Consider the following 17208-nt stretch of genomic DNA (forward strand, 5'->3'; position numbering starts at 1 on the left):
GACGCCATGATAATGACTGTCCGGTCAGTCATTCTCGGAGGCGTCGATGAGTCCGCGGTCCATGAGCAAGGATGAGAAGCGCGCGGAGATCCTCGACGCGGCCATCCGCGTCTTCGCTCGCACCGGGTTCCACGCGACGAAGATCGAGGATGTCGCCCGGGAGGCCCGGGTCGCCAAGGGAACGATCTATCTCTACTTCGATCGTCGTGAGGACATTCTGGACGCCGCTTTCGTCAGGTTCGCCGATGGGGTACTGACGCAGATGCGAGCGATCGCCAAGGCGCGCGAGCCCGCGTTGAGCCGGCTGCGTTCGATCGTGGAAGCGATGCTTGCCGGCGCGCAGTCCGGCCCCGACCTCGCCCGACTCGTGTTCGACTTCTGGGCGGCGCGGCGGATCGGGGGAAGCGGCGAGCGACCCGGCACGCCGGTCGATTTCGCGGGGATCTACGTCGAGTACCGCCAGTTGATCGGTTCGCTGCTGGAGCAGGCCAAGGACGAGGGCGCCGTGCGTGCCGACGTGCCCGAGGACACCCCAGCGGTGATCGTGGGGCTGGTCGAGGGCCTGCTGCTGCAATGCCTTGTCGATCCCGGAGCCCTGACGCCGTCGAGGATGGCGGAGCCTGCCCTGGCGGTCATCCTGGACGGCTTGGCACCCGGCGCGCCGCACTGACCAACTGACCACTGCGCTGGGCCACCGGCACGCGAGGGGGCATCTCCACAGCGCCCCGCTGGCGGTGTCGAGGTGACGGCGTTTCACTACTGACCAAAGGGAAACCGAGATGGACGGCAAGACAGTGCTGGTCGCCGGCGCGACGGGGTACATCGGCAGGAACATTGCCTGGGCACTGCATGAGGGTGGCTATCGCGTTCGGGCCCTCGCCCGCGATCCGCGCCGCCTGGCCCCTGTACGCGATGCCTGCGATGAGGTCTTCACCGGCGAGGCGACCAGGCCAGGCACCCTCGACGGGCTCTGCGACGGCGTCGACGTGATCGTGTCATCGATCGGTCTTCGGACGCTGCGCAGCCGACCGACACCCGAGGCGGTGGACCTTCACGCCAACCTCAACGTCCTGGAACAGGGGCTCCGCGCCGGGGTTCGGCGGTTCATCTTCGTCAGCGTGTTGCACGCCGTTGACATGATGGAGTCGGTTCCTGTTCTGCGCCCGCGCGAGGAGTTCATCCAGCGGCTCAAGGACAGCGGACTGAACTGGACGGTGCTTCGGCCAACTGGCGCTTTCAACGACATGGCCGAGATCTTCCGATTCGCCCAGCGAGGCTGGGGGATCGTCTTCGGCCACGGGCAGTACCGGATCAATCCCGTGCACCCCGCGGACATCGGGCAGGTCGTGGTGAACGCGATCACCGACCCGTCGCTGCACAACGCTGAGTTCGGGTTCGGTGGTCCGGACACCTACACCGTGGCGGGGATCGCCGATCTGGCCCGGCGCGTTCTCGACCGGAGGCAACGGATGCTGCACCTGCCGTACTGGCCCGTGGACGCGCTGGCCGCCGCCGTGGGTCCGTTCAACCGCAACGCCTCCGGGTTCCTGACTTTTTTCCGACGGGCCCTGAGCCGGGACATGGTCGGCGTTCCGATCGGCCAGCACCATCTCCAGGACTATTTCCGTGCCCTGGCCGGTGACGGCGACACCGGCAGCTTCTGACCCGACCCTTCCCAGATCACCTGAAAGCCACCGGGTCGGTGCAGAAGCGGTGCTGCTGTGCATAGGGGACCCGCCCATGGAGCGCGATCTCGACGCCGTCCGCCTTGCCGAGTGCCAGAGCGGGCGGGTATGGCTGTGGCACGACCCCGAGACAGAAGACGACGCCCACCGGGTCGGACGGTAGTTTGGGTGGACCGTCATCGAAGGCGTCCCCGAAGGGGTGGTAGCCCGTTAACGGACGGGGCACCCGGATGGTTCGCGACTCCGTGGTGCCGGGGCGGACGCGCAGTACGCCCACGGACGGCGGCACCGCCAGTTCCTCGACTTCGTCGGGCCAGTCGAAGAGCCGCTGCGCGATTTCAATGTTGTCGCCGGCCGGGACAACATATGCGTCACCCTTCGGCACCTTGCCCTGATGCGTGACGAGCGTTGGGGCTACCAATTCCTTGCTACTTCGATTGACCACACGCCAGGTAACCGTGAGTTCCGCGCCGGTGATTGCCACATCGGCGTCGAACGTCACCTCGGCTGGAACCGTGGCGCCACCTGCTAGCTGGCCGGACCCGGCCCCTCCGCTGGTACCACAAGCGATGAGCAGCATTGCGCAGAAAGCAATCACCAAGCAGGCCCGCACGCTGGCACCGAACCTTCTTTCGACCGGACCCGAATCAACAATGTTCACGACGCCCCACTGTTCAGCCAGGTCCGCATTCGACACCTCCGCTTCACGGGCCGCGACGATCGCCGCGGTGACATCCGGGCGGTTGGCACGGTGGTCACTTGGGGTCGTTGAGTGCCATTCGGGCGGCGCGCATCTCCGCGTACATTTCCCATGGTCCTTGCGGGAGGACGTGCCCGGTTTCCAGGAAGGTCTTGAGGTTGGCCAGCACGGACGGCCATCCGGCGGAGACCGAGACGTGTTCGGCGTGGTCGGTCAGGTTCTCGTGAGTGACGGTGAGCCGGACGATGTCGCCGTGCGGCTCAATGTCAAAGGTGACTCGGCCGGGGCCGGTGGGCCGCTCCTCGTTCGGGCCGGTCCGGGTGATCACCAGCCGCTTGGGCGCCACGGCCGCCAGCACCGTGCCGACGAGGTCGGCGATCCCGGAACCATCGGTGCGCCGGTGCTCCCAGGGCGACCCGACCTGCCAGTCGGAGACGTTGCAGTGCTCTGCCCAGTATTCGGCGGTCACGTCGGCGTCGGTCAGCGCGTGCCAGACTCGCTCCGGCGTGGCCTGGATGAAGGTGACGTACACAAAAGCCGGCCTGTCAGCCACGTCATGTTCCTCTCTTCTCGTCGTTCCAGGTCGCGCAGCGCACGAAGACGCCGCCGCTCGGCCTTGTCGATCGTATGCAGTAATCATCTGGATACTGTCCAATCGGCATAGAGCTGCCACGCCGACACATGGCGCGTAGCCGTCCCGGCGGGACGCATCCGCGGGTCCCCACTGGCTCCAATTCTATGGCTACATTCAGGACTACGTTCACAGTCTCTTATCAAGTGACGAAAATCGACTGATAATCACCGACAGAGACCGGACAAGGGTCTGTTTTGTCCACTGTTCGTCGGATCGATACAGGGAGGCAAGCGGGCCGGATGGGGGACACACGTACGCTGAGTGGCGTGATCGAAACCGCCGTGTCACCGCAGCCGCGGCGGGTTCCGCATGGTCGGCGGCGTTTTGTGCCGAGTCGTCCGACGGTGTGGCGGCTGGTTCTGGCGGCGGGCGCGGGCGGTCTGCTGTTCGCGAGTTTCCCGCCGAGGCCGCTGTGGTGGGTCGCGCCGGTGGCGTTCGCGGTGTTCGCGGGAGTGATCCACGGGCGGCGGGCGCGGGCGGGTTTCGGGTACGGGCTGGTGTTCGGGTTGGCGTTCACGTTGCCCGAGTTGTACTGGTTGCAGCATTTCCTGGGTGCGGACTTCGGGCCGACGCCGTGGTTGGCGCTGTCGGCGGCGGTCGCGGTGTTGATGGCGTTGCCGGCGGCGGGGATGGCTGTGGTGAGCACGTTGCCGGGTGGGCCGGTGTGGATGGCGATGCTGTTCGTCGCTGGTGAGGCGATCCGCGGCCGGTTCCCGTTCGGCGGTTTCCCTTGGGCCCGTGTGGGTTTCGGGCAGCCGGAGGGGTTGTACCTGCCGTTGGCGTCGGTGGCTGGGGCGCCGTTGCTGACTTTCGCGGTGGTGCTGACCGGGTGTGCGATCGCCGTAGTGGTGATTCGCCGGCGGGTGCGGTACGCGGTGGTCGCGGTGGTGCCGTTGGTGGCGGGTGCGGCGTTGTGGCCGACGATCGGCACGGACGCGCAGGCGGGCTCGTTGACGGTCGCGGTGGTGCAGGGCAACGGGCCACAGGGGTTGGCGGGGCTCGGCTCGGGCGCCGGTACGACGATGCGGCGCAATCATCTGGAGCGTGCGGCGGCGTTGGCGGACGACATCCAGCATGGCCGGGTGCCGAAGCCGGACGTGGTGGTGATGCCCGAGACGTTCACCGCGCTGGGCGCGGACCCGGCGGCCGACCGGGAGATCAGCAAGGTGGTGGCCGATCTGGGGGTGCCGACGCTGGTCGGGGCGCGGATCCGGCACGCGGACGGCACGGAGCAGAACGTCGTGATCGTATGGGATCCGAAGACGGGTCCTGGGCAGATGTATGCAAAGTCGAAGCTGGTGCCGTTCGGTGAGTTCTTCCCGCTGCGGCCGGTCGCGCGGATCTTCACGCCGTTCGCCGACCAGGAGGTGGATCTCACGCCGGGGACGCAGCAGCCGGTGCTGGACATGGCCGGGGTGCGGATGGGTGTGGCGATCTGTTTCGAGGTCGCGTACGACGACGTGTTGAACGCCGCGGCGGCCCAGGGCGCGCAGGTGTTGTTGGTGCCGACGAACAACGCCTGGTACGGGCCGGGGGAGATGAGCTACCAGCAGTTGGCGATGTCGCGGGTGCGGGCGGTGGAGCTCGGCCGGGCGGTGGTGGTGTCGGCCACGACGGGGGTGAGCGCGATCGTGCGGCCGGACGGTTCGGTCACCCGTCAGACTGAGTTGTACACGCCTGACACGCTGGTCGCCACGGTGCCGAAACGGACGACCGTTACCCTGGCTACCCGGATCGGGGCCTGGCCAGAAGGAGCTATGGTCGTCGGCGGCCTGGCGGCGGTGTTGTGGGCGGTCGGGGGGCGGGTCCGGCGTCGGCGCGCTGACTCGAGCCGCGATGAGGAATGACAAGGAGAGGAAACGGATGGCGGAGCTCGAGCCGGTGCTCGTGGTGATCCCGACGTACAACGAGCGGGAGAACATCACGCCGATCATCGACCGGCTGCACAGTTCGGTGCCGAAGGCGCACGTGCTGGTGGTGGATGACGGCAGCCCGGACGGCACGGGTGAGATCGCCGACAAGCTGGCCGCGGCGGACGAGCGGGTGCACGTGCTGCACCGCACCGAGAAGGCCGGTCTGGGCGCGGCCTATGTCGCTGGGTTCCAGTGGGCGTTGGATCGGGACTACGCGGTGATCGTGGAGATGGACGCGGACGGGTCGCACGCGCCGGAGGATCTGCCGCGGATCATCGGCGCGTTGTCGGACGCGGACCTGTCGATCGGGTCGCGGTACGTGCCGGGTGGCAAGACGGTGAACTGGCCGAAGAGCCGGTACATGTTGTCGTGGGGTGCGAACCTGTACTCGCGGGTGTGGTTGGGCGCGAAGGTGAAGGACATGACGGCCGGGTTCCGGGCGTTCCGGCGGGCGGCGTTGGAGAAGTTGAAGCTGCACAACGTGGCGTCGGCGGGGTACTGCTTTCAGATCGACATGACGTGGCGGGTGATCGAGGCGGGGTTCACGGTGGTGGAGTCGCCGATCACGTTCACCGAGCGGGCGATCGGGCAGTCGAAGATGTCGGGTTCGATCGTGCGTGAGGCGTTGGTCCGGGTGTTCAAGTGGGGTCTGCGGTTGCGGTACAACCAGGTGCGCGGGTTGGTGCGCGGCAAGAAGTGAGGGTGGTCGTGGTTCCGGGCTTGGGGGCGCGGGACAGCGACACAAAAACCCCGCCTGGGCGGGAGGTCCAGGCGGGGTGATCGTGGTGGGAGTGCTTCAGGTCGTGTCCTAGGCGGTGCGGCTGCGCCGTCCGCGGAGTTCTTCCAGCCGCTCGGTGAGCAGGTCCTCGAGTTCCGGGATGGTCCGGCGTTCGAGGAGCATGTCCCAGTGGGTGCGGGGTGGCTTGACCTTCTTGGGCTCCGGGAGGGAGCCGTCGATCATCTTGGATTCGGTACCGTGGAGCCGACACTCCCAGGTCGGTGGGATTTCGGCGTCGTCCGAGAAGGGCACCTCGAATTCGTGGTCCTTCGGGCACGCATACCGAACCGTACGACGCGGGGCGAGATCGTGGTTCCGGTCAGTCTCGTAACTGACCGCTCCCAGCCGGCTTCCACGGAGAACACGGTCGGCCATGGCGGTGTCCTTTCGTTCGGCTCGGGCAACGAGCCAGGGTGTTGCTCACTGTGCGCAACGAACGGAACGGCCGGAAGATTCCCTCGCCCGGCACATCGTTGCACACAGTGACATGCTTCACCCGTCAACAACAGCTTCCTCCTAAGGGAGGGAATCGGCGCGGGAAAGTGACGCGTTATCCCGCGATCGGCACCAACATCTCACCCGATCGGAGGAGCTGTGTTACGGGCAGGTCCATCGTGCTGGGGTAACCCGTCCGGGAGGGCCCCAAACGAGGTTCTCGTCACAGTGAATATCAACAACGGAAAGTAGTTGGTCACTCTCTTATTGCGGTTGTTTTTCTCACCCCTTGCCACTGAGGCTACGGGGGAGCGTGTTGCCGGCGGCGGCGACCGCCTTGGGCACGTTGACCTTGAGCACGATGGCCAGGCCGACGACGAAGAACGCGATCAGGCTGAAGATCGCCACCCGGTAGCTGCCGGTGTTCTGCAGGGCGAGGCCGAACAGCAGCGGCCCGAGTGCGCTGGTCCCGGAGCTGGAGACCTCGTAGAGGGAGAAGAACTCGGCTTCCTTGCCGCGCGGGATCATGTTGGAGTACAGCGACCGGCTCAGCGCCTGGGTGCCGCCCAGGACGATGGAGAGCAGCATCGCGAGCCCGTAGAACTGCAGGGCGCTGCCGACCTGGAGGAAGTAGGCGGCGACGACGACGAAGATCCAGACGACGAGGCTGGCCGAGATCACCCGTTTGGCGCCCCAGCGTTCGGAAAGCCGGCCGAGCAGCAGGGCGCCGCCGAACGCGGCGAACTGCACGATGAGGATCGCGGACAGCAATGTCTGGTCGGACAGGTGCAGTTCTTTCTCGCCGTAGTCGGCTGAGAGGGTGGTGAGGGTGGAAATGCCGTCGTAGTAGACCAGGAACGCGACGAGGAACAGCAGCGACTGCGGGTAGGCGCGGAGTTTGCGGAGAGTGTCGCCGAGTTCACGGAATCCGGCGGTGATCACGGATCCCTCGATCTTTCGGTCCGGCACCGACCGGGGCAGGTTGCGCAGCAGGAAGACCGGGACGAGGGCGAAGGCGGCCCACCAGATGCCGGCGCTGGCCAGCGAGACGCGGGCGAGCAGGGCCTTGTCGTCGATCATGAACGAGAACACGAAGTTGATGGCGAGCAGGATGCCGCCGCCGACGTAGCTGATGGCCCAGCCGCGGGAGGAGATCTTGTCGCGCTGGTCGGCGTCGGCGAGGTCGGCGAGCAGGGAGTTGCTGACGACTTTGGCGGCGCTGTAGGTGAGGTAGGCGACGATCATCAGGATGGAGCCGAGTTGCCAGTCGGTCCTGCCGACGAACCACATGGCGGTGACGCTGGCGGCGGAGAGGTAGCCGAAGCCGAGGAGCATGGCGCGTTTGCTGCCGGTGCGGTCGGTGATGGCGCCCATGATCGGGAGCAGGATGAACAGCGAGATGCTGGACAGGGAGATCACGTAGGTGAACAGCGAGCCGGGTGCGATGGGGATGCCCAGGACGTGTAGGCGGCCGTTGTCGCCGACGGCGTTGATCGCGGTGGACGGGAGGTAGCGGCTCATGAACACCGTGATGACGGTGACTTCGAACGTGTGGCTGGCCCACGCGTAGCCGTACCATCCGAGCCGCTGGCGTTTGAGCGCGTCGCGGGGTGCGGTCGGCTGTGTCAACACCTCTGCCATGGCCGCCTTCCGGCAAGATCATCATTCGGTTGAGATGCCGGGACTGTACTGGTCTGGACCGGGTTCGGGGGAGTTTCCGGCCATTCCGGTAGCGGGGCGGTATCGAAAATTCACGTGCCCATCGTTCGGGTGACTCGCGGGGCGGGTGGGGCGAGTGTGTCGTAGCGTCGGCGATCATGATGAAACTGCTGGTCACAGCGTCGTTGGTGGCGGGAACGGTGGTGTCGGGTGGTTCGGTGGCGTGGGCGGACCCGCCGCGGTCGGGGTGGGCTCGGTTGCGTGACTGTGAGTCGGGCGGTCGTTATGAGGCGGTGACGAGGGGGCGGTTCTTCGGGGCGTACCAGTTCAGTCTGGGTACGTGGCGGAGTGTGGGTGGGGCGGGTCTGCCGCATCAGGCGTCCGCGGTGGAGCAGGACTATCGGGCGTTGTACCTGTATCGGATGCGGGGGTGGCAGCCGTGGGGTGGGTGTGTGCGTCGGGCGGGTCTGCGGGAGGACGGGGATGCCCGGAGCCGTCGGGTGCCGACGTATGTGGAGTCGGCGTATATGGGTTAGGCGGGTTTGGGGGTGGCCCAGGCGCCGCGGGCGCGTAGGACGTCGCGGAGGATGCCTGGTTGGTCGGTGACGAGGCCGTCGACGCCGAGGTCCAGGAGTTGGTTCATCTGGGTGGCGTCGTCGATGGTCCAGACGTGCACTTCCATGCCGCGGCGGTGGGCGGCGGTGATGAGGCGTTCGTCGACGACGCGGAGTCCGCTTTGGGTGACTGGGACCTGGGCCATGGCGCCGCGGATGGCGCGCCAGGCGCGGGGTGCCCAGATGCGGCCGGCGGTCCAGAGCGCGGCGACTGAGCGGGGGCCCATGGAGGTGACGAGTTTGGGGCCGATGCGGCGGCGGAGGCGTTGCAGCCGGGAGTCGGAGAAGGAGGCGAGGCAGACGCGGTTGAGCGCGCCGGTGCGGCGGAGGGTCTCGGCGACGGGTTCGATCGCGGAGTCGGCTTTGACGTCGATGTTGAGCAGGGCGTCGGGGAGTTCCTCGAGGAGGTCTTCGAGGCGGCAGACTCCTTCGCGGCCGCCGATCTTGGCGCGGGCGACGCTCTTCCAGGGCAGTCGGGCGAGGGTGCCGTGGGTGTCGGTGGTGCGGTCGAGTTTGTCGTCGTGGTGGATCACCACCACTCCGTCGGACGTGGCGTGCACATCGGTTTCGAGGTATCGGTAGCCTTCGTCGACGGCGCGGCGGAACGCGCTGAGGGAGTTCTCCATGCCGCTGAGGTCGTCGAGGTGCCAGCCGCGGTGGGCGAAGGCCCGCGGGTAGGGTCCGGCCAGGTAGTCAAGGTTGTGCACGATACGAGTGTGCACCGGCGGCGTGGCGTTTGGGTGGCGGGGCGATGTCCAGATACGGTCGAATCTCATGACGGTGGTTTCCGGTGACGCACCGGATGCGGTTGTGCCCGGGGTGTTCTCCGGGCGGGGTGAGCCCCGGCATTGCGGGTGGTGTGGCCGTAGGTTGCCGGAGGAGGATCGGGTGGGTCGGCCGAGGCGTTATTGTGCGCAGCCGTGTCGGCAGCGTGCGTATGAGCGTCGGGCGGCGTTGCAGCGCAGTGGTCTGCCTGATGACGCGGTGGTGTTGTCCACGGCTGAGTTGGCGGATTTGCAGGACAGGTTGTTTCAGCTGCGGTGTGCGGCGGAGGATGTGGTGACCGCGGCACAGGATGGGGCGGACGCCGCGGAGCTGGGTCGGTTGGCTGGGCAGATTCTGCGTTCGGCTGATGCGTTGGAGCGTCTGCGCTGATCGGGGTCGGTCGGCTACGCTTCGTGCGTCTTGTGCTGTGTCTTGATCGACAGTGCTTGATGACAACTGCTTGATCACATAAGGGTGGCCGAGAGACCTGCGAGGGTGTGAGTGAGCGACGACAGCGCCTCAGTGGGCGAGGTGCTGGCGGCCAGCGATGTCGCGTTTGCCGTCACCGACCAGCGGTGCCGGGTGAAGTGGGTGAACCCACGGATGGCCGAGCTGTTCGGGCTGAGCGCCGAGCAGAGTGTCGGTCGGTCCCTCCCGGCGTTGTTGGCGGGTGCCCCGGAGGCGCCGACGAATGGCCTGCCGGGGGTGGTGGTGTCCTGGCGGGGTGGCCAGGAGCACCGGTGGCTGGAGATCTCGTGTGCGGTGTTGTCCGGTGCGGATCTGTTGTTCCGGGCGACGGACGTGACGCGGTGGCGGGATCAGGAGCTGCGGGGTGCGAAGCTGGGCCATCGGCATGAGGATCTGCTGCGGATGGTGGAGGAGGATCCGCTGACCGGGTTGCCGAACCGGCGGGCGTTGACCCGTGAGCTGGAGCGGCAGTTGGCGTTGGGTGGGCATGGCGCGTTGTTGCTGCTGGATCTGGACAATTTCAAGGACATCAACGACCTGCGTGGGCATCCCGCGGGTGACCGGGTGATGTGCACGTTGGCGAATCTGCTGCGGGACCGGTTGACCGACGGTCAGGTGGTGGGGCGGCTGGGTGGGGACGAGTTCGCGGTGGTGTTGCCGGGTGCGGACGAGCGTGAGGCGGTGGCGGTCGCGGACCGGTTGCGGACGGCGGTGGCGGCGATTCCGTTGAGTGGTGGCGCGGGTGGGACGCGGACGACGATCAGCGCGGGGGTGGCGCGGTTCGAGACGGGGGAGAGCTGGCAGGCGATCCTGGCGAACGCGGATCTGGCGTTGTACGCCTCGAAGGCGGCGGGTCGTAACCGGGTGACGGTGTACGAGCAGGGTCATTACACGGATACGGCGTTGCGGGTGTCGGTGTTGGACCGGTTGCGGGCGGCGTTGCAGGACGGCGGGTTCGCGTTGCACGCGATGCCGATGGTGAAGCTGACGTCCGGCCGGGTGGTGGGGCACGAGTTGTTGCTGCGGTTGGAGGACAACAAGCACCCCCGGTTGGGGCCGGGTGAGTTCCTGCCGGCGGCGGAGCGCAGTGACTTGGTGTTGGACATCGACCGGTGGGTGGCGGGTACGGCGATCGACGCGTTGGTGGAGCATCCGTATCCGGGGCTCCGGTTCAATGTGAACGTGTCGGGGCGGACGCTGGAGGATGAGGATTTCGGTGATTTCGTGCTGGACCGGATCGCGGCGGCGGGGGTGGCGCCGGGGCGGTTGGGGTTCGAGATCACCGAGACGGCGGCGGTGACGAACCTGGACGCGGCGCGCAGTCTGGCGCAGCAGCTGCGGGCGTCGGGGTGTCGGATCACGTTGGACGACTTCGGGTCGGGGTTCGGGTCGTTCGTGCATTTGAAGCAGTTGCCGATCACCGGGTTGAAGATCGACGGCGAGTTCGTGCACGGTATCGACTACGGCAGCCGGGACACGGTGTTGGTGAGCGGGATCGTGGACATCGCGCGTGGCCTGGGTTTGTCGGTGGTGGCTGAGTGGGTGGAGCGGCCGACTCAGGTGCAGGCGTTGTCGCGGTTGGGGGTGCGGGTGGCGCAGGGCTTCCACTTGGGGCGTCCGGAGCCGTTGAACGCGTTGTTGGCGCGCCCGAATGTGGGGTTGCCGCAGCGTCCGCAGTCGATGGAGGAGGCGGCGGAGCAGAACCGGGCCCGCGCGGAGAACGCCTAACCAGCGGTTTTCTGATCGGGTCGGAGCACGATCTTGCCGTGGGTGTGTCCTTGTTCCAGGTCGCGGAACGCGTCCCGGACCTGTTCTAGTGGGTAGGTGCGGGCGATCGGCACTTCGAGCTCTCCGCGTGCGGCGAGCCGGGCCAGCTCGCCGAGTACGACCGCGCACGCTGCCGCGCCTTCGCCGTCGGTCCGCGCGCCGATCTTGGCCGCGGCGTGCCAGTCGCGGATCGTGTTGATCCGCTGGGGCCGTACGCCGAGCTCCACGGCCAGTCGCACGTAGCCGTTGCCGACCGTGTCGATGAACGCGTCGACGTTCCCGCCGGTGGCCTGCTGGATCCGGTCGGCCACACCGTCCCCGTACTGGACCGGGACGATGCCGTGGTCCTTCAGCCAGGTGTGGTTCGGTTCGCTCGCCAGCCCGATCACTGTGGCGCCGCGCCGCCGCGCGAGCTGCGCGGCGAGAGACCCGACGCCGCCTGCCGCGCCGGACACGACGACGGTGTCGCCTGGTTCGGGGTCGACCGCGAACACGGTGGCGTACGCGGTCGTGCCGGCCACGTACAACGACCCGGCCGCGTCCCAGGGCAGCCCTTCTGGTCGTGGGGTCAGGTTGACGTCGTTGACCGTGACGAACTCCGCGTGGCTGGCCCTGGTGTGGGTGAAGCCGAGGATCTCGTCGCCCACCGCGACGCCACGCACGTGCGGGCCGGCTTCCACCACGACGCCGGCCAGGTCGCTGCCCTGTCCGGAGGGGAACGTCGCCGGCCACCGCTCGTGTAGCTGGCCGGCGCGGATGTGGGCCTCGCCGGGTTGGATCCCGGCCGCGCGGACCTCGACCAGCACCTGCCCGGGGCCGGGCGCCGGCCGGTTCACCTCCTCCACCCGCAGGACATCGATCCCGCCGTACTCGTGGAACCGCACCGCCTTCATCGCGTGATCACCGCTCTTCCTCGTTCGGACAGACCTCGACCTTGCCTGGCCGTCGACGGGTCGGGAACGGAGCGGTCTTCCTAGGATCGGCGGTCCGAGGATGCGTTCGACGAACGGTGATATCACTACGGGATGGGGATACACCGCGAGGACCTCGCCGACTTCCTGCGCCGGTCCCGGGGTCGGTTGACGCCACGGGACGTCGGGCTGGTCGAGGGGCCGAGGCGGCGTACGCCGGGGCTGCGCCGTGAGGAGGTCGCGGCGCTCGCCGGGATGTCGGCGGACTACTACATGCGGCTTGAGCAGGCCAGGAGCCCGCAGCCGTCGGTTCAGATGCTGGTCGCGCTCACCCGTGCGCTGCGGTTGACCACGGACGAGCGGGACCATCTCTACCTGCTCGCCGGGCATCGCCCGCCGGAGGGGACGCGGGCCGGGGAGTACCTGCGGCCGAGCATGCTGTACCTCCTGGACCGGCTGGACAGCGTGCCGGTCCAGGTCCTGAGCGATCTGGGCGACCTGTTGGCGCACAACGACATGGCGCAGGCGTTGTTCGGGTGCGTGTGCACGGTGGCCCGGGAGGACCGCAACATCGTGCTGCGCTGGTTCACCGAGCCGGCCGTGCGGAGCCACTTCGCGGCCGAAGAGCATGCGGAGCATGCCCGGCAGCTGGTCGCCGACCTGCGCGCGGCGGTGGCCCGTCGTGGGGACGAGGCGGCGTCCCGCGCACTCGTCACGCGGCTGCGCGCGGCCAGCGCCGAGTTCGCGGCGCTCTGGGACCGCCACGAGGTCGCGGTGCGCAGGTCGCACCCGTACCGGCTGATCCATCCCGAGCTCGGCCGGATCGAGTTCGACTGCGAGGTGCTGGCGACGCCCGCGGCGGACCAGCGACTGCTGGTCTTCACCCCGCCGCCCGGCGGCACCGACGCGTTGGACATGCTGCGCGTCCTGGGCCCGCAGCACCGGCACGACACCGCGGCGACGAGCACGTCCGCGAACGACCGTTCCTAAGCCGCAGTCGCCCGTTGTGCTGCCCGAAAGGTAGGCCCCGGCGGGACATCCGGTGCCGGATAGTGACGCGCGAACCACCTACGGAGGGGAGCCGTCATGTGGGGTCGTCGGGTGCTGGCGGGTGTGCTGGCCGGGGCGGGGCTGGTGGTGGCGGGCTGCGGCGGGGCGACGCCCAGCACCGGCACCCCAGGGAACACTGCGGCGAACACCGCAGGCAACACAGCGAACAGCGCGGTGAGCGACAGCAACGCGGCGGTGGGCGCCTCGTCCGGCGCGGCTGAACCACCGGGCGCCCGGGACATCGGGAAAACCGTGTGGCTCAACGGGTTCAAGGTGACCGTCCGCAAGGTCACGGTCGAGAAGTCGACGGCCACCTTCGACCTGGTGGCCGAGAACCTCGGCCCGGACCCGGCGACGTTCGACGGGAACGGGCAGATGTCACTGTCGTCCGGCGGGGTGAACCAGTACCAGGTGTCGAAGACGGACACGCCCCAGGTGCCGGGGAACGCGGCCGGCGCGGGCACCGTCTCCTTCGCGGTGGACAACAAGTTCCGGCTGGAGCAGGCGGTGCTGACGCTGGGCCGGGCGGCCGACCAGCAGGCGGTCGTCCCGCTCGGCGACACCGGCACGCTCATCGCCCACCACCCGGTGGCGGTGGGTGTGCAGGCGAAGCTGAACGTGACCGACTCGTTGGACAACATCACCACCACGGTCACGGCCGCCGAGGTCCGCGCCGACGTGCCGGAGAAGCACAGCGAGGCGCCGGCCAAGAAGGTGTACCTGCGGCTGACCTACGACCTCACGACCGTCGGGGCGTGGACGACCTCCTACCTCGGCAGCAACTTCTCGTTGACCCTGCCGAGTGGTTTGTCGGTGGTCACCGCGGTGTCGCCGATCGACGCGGTCAGCGGGGACAACAGCCGGACCGGGGTGTACGCGTACTTCCTGGTCGACGACCCGGCCCAGGGCAGCTACACGCTGACCTTGAAGTCGGAGAAGCAGACCCCGACGAGCACCACCTTCGTCCTGCCGGACACGGTCGCGGCCGCCGGCAAAGGCCGGTAGCGGACACCGCCCGCAGCCCCCGATCCCCTGGATCGGGGGCTTGTCTGTGTCATTAGCATCGCGACGCGTGGTGTAGTCCGCGTCGGTGCTGTGCAATCGTCATCGCCGGTGCCAGGATGTTGGACATTTCCCGACGGACGGCGGGGGTTCGCGGTGTGGCGATCTGATCACGATTGTGTTGCCGCCGTAACCCGGCCCCGGGACCCGCCACGTCGGACTCGGCGATGGAAAACGCCTGGTGGGCGCGTTGCCCTGGGATTGTCACCCGTACGGGTAGGGCTTATTCCTCGACTGGACAAGAGGGTGACCTCGGTGCAAGGTGACCCGCGAGCTAGGTTGGTACAGACCAATGCAACAAGACTGCATCTTTGTGTTGACTTCTGCTTGAAACTGCCGGAATAGTTGCACAACCGCTCAAGACGGCCTGCTGTCTTGACACAATGCTCTCTAGGTGGTGACTGGATGCGATCGATGGTTGACGGTACGCGACGCACGTCCGCTGTCGTGCTGGGCGCGGCCGTCTCGCTCGTGCTGGCCGGCTGCGGCTCGTCGAACGACGGCGGTTCGGGCGGAGGCGGTGGCGGGGGCGCCACCGACGACGGACACCTCGTCGGCGAGCAGGAGTACATGTCGGCACCTTGCCCCGAGGTCGGGGTCAAGCCGACCCAGACGACGTTCACGTACTGGTCGATGTGGACCAAGGACGAACCGCAGGGCCGGCTGCTGCAGAAGGCGTTCGACTGCTTCAAGCAGAAGGCCGGGGTCACCGTCAACGTGCAGTGGCTCGGCCGGAAGTTCCTCACCCAGAACGTGGCGCCGGCACTGAACACCGACACCGTGCCGGACCTGATCGACCAGGACATCAGCCAGGTGAAGGCCGCGGTGGTGGACGCGGGCGGCACCCAGGGCCTGGACGACGTGCTGGCGATGAAGACCGGCGAGGCCGGCGGCAAGACCGTCAAGGACGTCATCCCCGAGTCGCTGTACAACCTGCCGGCCAACAAGGACAAGGACGGCAAGATCTTCGAGATCCCCTACGAGGTGCTCTCGAACGCCTGGTGGTACAACAAGGACAAGGTCAAGGACTTCACCGAGCCGAAGACCATCGACGACCTGTTCAAGCTGCTCGACAAGGCCAAGGCCGGCGGCGGTGCCATCGCCCAGGACGGTGACATCGACTTCTACAACGCCTACTTCGTCTCCCAGGTCGCCGAACGGTACGTGGGCGCGGGCGCGATGCAGAAGGCGGCGGCCGACAAGACCGGGCAGTCGTGGAAGACCGAGGCCGGCTACCTGAAGGCCGCGCAGGTCGTGGCGAAGATCGCCAAGGGCGGCTACCTCATCGACGGCTGGGACGCCGGCAAGTTCCCGCAGATCCAGCAGCGCTGGGCGGACGGCGACGCCTCCTACCTGTTCGTCGGGTCGTGGGGCCCCAGTGAGACCCGCGAGTACCTGGGCAAGCAGGGCGGCGGCAAGGCCATCAACTACGGGTCGTTCCAGTTCCCGAAGCCCGACGACGCCACCCACGACACCGTGGAGTTCCTGCCGATCGGATGGGCGGTGACCAAGAAGGCCAAGAACCCGGACGCCGCCAAGGCGTTCATCGCGTACTTCGCCAACAAGGACCTCGCCCGCGGCATCCCCGCGGTGGCCGACAACCTCGCGCCACGGCCGGAACTGCCCGTGCCGGACGACCTGAAGCAGCTCAACAGCGTCCTGACCGACCAGAAGAAGGAAAAGGTCGTGTTCATGGACTCGCTCGACTCGCTCTACGGCGGCAACTTCGTCAAGAACGTGCTCTACCCGCTGAACAACGACCTGCTCAAGGGCAAGATCACCGCGCAGCAGTTCGTCGACGGCATGGCCAGCAAGACCGCGGACTACTGGAAGACCCAGGGATGACAGTCCAGCTGGCGCCGCCGCGCACGTCGCCCGCCGCAAACGGCTGTTCTGGCCGTTCGTCATTCCCGCCCTGGTGCTCTACGGCGTGTTCCTGATCCTGCCGACGATCGCCACCGTGGTGCTGAGCTTCTCCAACTGGAAAGGCGCGGGCGACACCCCGCAGTTCAACGGCTTCACCCAGTACACGCGGATGTTCGGCGACGAGGGATTCCAGCACGCGTTCCTCAACACGCTCTCCTACATCGCGCTCGGCGGCGTCGGCACGTTCATCCTGGCGTTCCTGTTCACCATGGTGCTGCGGGACATGCGCGGCAACAAGCTGATCCGCGCCATCCTGTTCTTCCCGAACATCGTGGCCCCGGTCGCGCTGGGCATGTTCTTCGGCGTGGTGTACCGCTACCAGCCCGGTCGCCAGGGCCTGGCGAACTTCCTGCTGGAGAGCGTCGGGCTGAAAGGCGTGAAGTTCCTCGAGGCCGACACCGTCACCTGGGTGGTGCTCGGGTCGATCATCTGGGCGTCGTCCGGGTTCTACATCACCATCCTGATGGCCGCGGTCGACCGGATCCCGCCGTACCTCTACGAGGACGCCTCGATCGCCGGCGCGTCCCCGTGGCAGAAGTTCCGCAACATCACCCTGCCGCTGACCTGGGACGTGGTCGGCATCGCCGGCGTGCTGTGGACGATCAACGCGGTCAAGATCTTCGAGCTGGTGTTCGTGATGGCCGGGTCGGGCACGTACGCGCCCCCGATCCACTCCTGGACGCTGGGCATCTTCGTGTTCGACCGGTCCTTCGGCGACACCCCCGCGTACGGCACGGCGTGCGCGTGCGCGGTCGTGATGATCGCCCTGGTGTCGGTGTTCGTGGTGGCGTTGCGCAGGCTGCTGCGCCGCGAAGCCATCCAGTTCTGAGAGGCGACCGCA

17 protein-coding genes are annotated in these 17208 nt (G+C 67.6%); 11 read left to right on the forward strand and 6 right to left on the reverse strand.

The features are described from left to right. Positions 1-61 precede the first annotated feature (61 nt). Both EV192_RS16745 and EV192_RS16750 read left to right on the forward strand, forming a co-directional pair. Positions 62-670, forward strand: coding sequence for a TetR/AcrR family transcriptional regulator (locus tag EV192_RS16745; protein WP_165960419.1), 609 nt, complete (start codon positions 62-64; stop codon positions 668-670). 109 nt (positions 671-779) lie between these two features. Further along, positions 780-1664 carry an SDR family oxidoreductase gene (locus EV192_RS16750; protein WP_132116208.1) on the forward strand — a complete coding sequence of 295 codons (885 nt, stop codon included), beginning with the start codon at positions 780-782 and terminating at the stop codon, positions 1662-1664. A 16-nt stretch (positions 1665-1680) separates the two neighbouring features. Here the strand turns inward: EV192_RS16750 and EV192_RS16755 are convergent, their stop codons facing one another. Continuing rightward, positions 1681-2382, reverse strand: coding sequence for a hypothetical protein (locus tag EV192_RS16755; protein ID WP_132116210.1), 702 nt, complete (start codon positions 2380-2382; stop codon positions 1681-1683). Positions 2383-2440: 58 nt separating this feature from the next. Continuing rightward, complete coding sequence (locus EV192_RS16760) at positions 2441-2938, reverse strand: SRPBCC family protein (protein WP_243726880.1); 498 nt, start codon at positions 2936-2938, stop codon at positions 2441-2443. Between the two features lie 347 nt (positions 2939-3285). Between EV192_RS16760 and lnt the strand changes: the two genes are divergently transcribed. Together lnt and EV192_RS16770 are read left to right on the forward strand one after the other, a co-directional pair. Further along, the gene (lnt, locus tag EV192_RS16765; protein WP_243726881.1) at positions 3286-4866 is read left to right on the forward strand and encodes an apolipoprotein N-acyltransferase; all 1581 of its coding nucleotides are present in this window, start codon (positions 3286-3288) and stop codon (positions 4864-4866) included. A gap of 16 nt (positions 4867-4882) precedes the next feature. Further along, the gene (locus tag EV192_RS16770; protein ID WP_132116216.1) at positions 4883-5632 is read left to right on the forward strand and encodes a polyprenol monophosphomannose synthase; all 750 of its coding nucleotides are present in this window, start codon (positions 4883-4885) and stop codon (positions 5630-5632) included. 108 nt (positions 5633-5740) lie between these two features. Here the strand turns inward: EV192_RS16770 and EV192_RS16775 are convergent, their stop codons facing one another. Together EV192_RS16775 and EV192_RS16780 are read right to left on the reverse strand one after the other, a co-directional pair. Beyond that, entirely contained in the window at positions 5741-6085 is a 345-nt protein-coding gene (locus EV192_RS16775) for an RNA polymerase-binding protein RbpA (protein ID WP_132116218.1), read from the reverse strand. 342 nt (positions 6086-6427) lie between these two features. After that, entirely contained in the window at positions 6428-7786 is a 1359-nt protein-coding gene (locus EV192_RS16780) for an MFS transporter (RefSeq protein WP_132116220.1), read from the reverse strand. 176 nt (positions 7787-7962) lie between these two features. Here EV192_RS16780 and EV192_RS16785 point away from each other — a divergent pair, with 176 nt between their 5' ends. Then, positions 7963-8340: a transglycosylase family protein gene (locus tag EV192_RS16785; RefSeq protein WP_132116222.1), complete on the forward strand. Its 378-nt coding sequence runs from the start codon at positions 7963-7965 to the stop codon at positions 8338-8340. Here EV192_RS16785 and EV192_RS16790 read toward each other — a convergent pair. Then, a complete protein-coding gene (locus EV192_RS16790; protein ID WP_424923360.1) occupies positions 8337-9125 on the reverse strand; it encodes a glycerophosphodiester phosphodiesterase family protein in 789 nt (262 codons plus the stop codon). The two genes, EV192_RS16785 and EV192_RS16790, sit on opposite strands and share 4 nt — an antisense overlap. 67 nt (positions 9126-9192) lie before the next feature. Here EV192_RS16790 and EV192_RS55790 point away from each other — a divergent pair, with 67 nt between their 5' ends. Further along, positions 9193-9573, forward strand: coding sequence for a hypothetical protein (locus EV192_RS55790; protein WP_132116226.1), 381 nt, complete (start codon positions 9193-9195; stop codon positions 9571-9573). A 111-nt stretch (positions 9574-9684) separates the two neighbouring features. Then, positions 9685-11379 (forward strand): putative bifunctional diguanylate cyclase/phosphodiesterase, encoded by a 1695-nt coding sequence (locus EV192_RS16800; protein WP_243726882.1) that lies wholly within the window; start codon positions 9685-9687, stop codon positions 11377-11379. Here the strand turns inward: EV192_RS16800 and EV192_RS16805 are convergent. Then, the gene (locus EV192_RS16805; protein ID WP_132116228.1) at positions 11376-12311 is read right to left on the reverse strand and encodes an NADP-dependent oxidoreductase; all 936 of its coding nucleotides are present in this window, start codon (positions 12309-12311) and stop codon (positions 11376-11378) included. The two genes, EV192_RS16800 and EV192_RS16805, sit on opposite strands and share 4 nt — an antisense overlap. A gap of 132 nt (positions 12312-12443) precedes the next feature. Here EV192_RS16805 and EV192_RS16810 point away from each other — a divergent pair, with 132 nt between their 5' ends. The 4 genes from EV192_RS16810 to EV192_RS16825 all read left to right on the forward strand — a co-directional run bounded on the left by EV192_RS16810 (position 12444) and on the right by EV192_RS16825 (position 17196). Next, complete coding sequence (locus tag EV192_RS16810; RefSeq protein ID WP_132116230.1) at positions 12444-13319, forward strand: helix-turn-helix transcriptional regulator; 876 nt, start codon at positions 12444-12446, stop codon at positions 13317-13319. A 96-nt stretch (positions 13320-13415) separates the two neighbouring features. Then, complete coding sequence (locus EV192_RS16815; RefSeq protein ID WP_132116232.1) at positions 13416-14384, forward strand: hypothetical protein; 969 nt, start codon at positions 13416-13418, stop codon at positions 14382-14384. A 462-nt stretch (positions 14385-14846) separates the two neighbouring features. Then, positions 14847-16286 (forward strand): ABC transporter substrate-binding protein, encoded by a 1440-nt coding sequence (locus tag EV192_RS16820; RefSeq protein WP_243726883.1) that lies wholly within the window; start codon positions 14847-14849, stop codon positions 16284-16286. Between the two features lie 73 nt (positions 16287-16359). Further along, positions 16360-17196 carry a carbohydrate ABC transporter permease gene (locus EV192_RS16825; protein ID WP_243726884.1) on the forward strand — a complete coding sequence of 279 codons (837 nt, stop codon included), beginning with the start codon at positions 16360-16362 and terminating at the stop codon, positions 17194-17196. Positions 17197-17208: the final 12 nt, after the last annotated feature.

Origin of the sequence: Actinocrispum wychmicini (genome assembly GCF_004345645.1) — a bacterium.
GTDB classification, from domain to species: Bacteria; Actinomycetota; Actinomycetes; order Mycobacteriales; family Pseudonocardiaceae; genus Kibdelosporangium; species Kibdelosporangium wychmicini.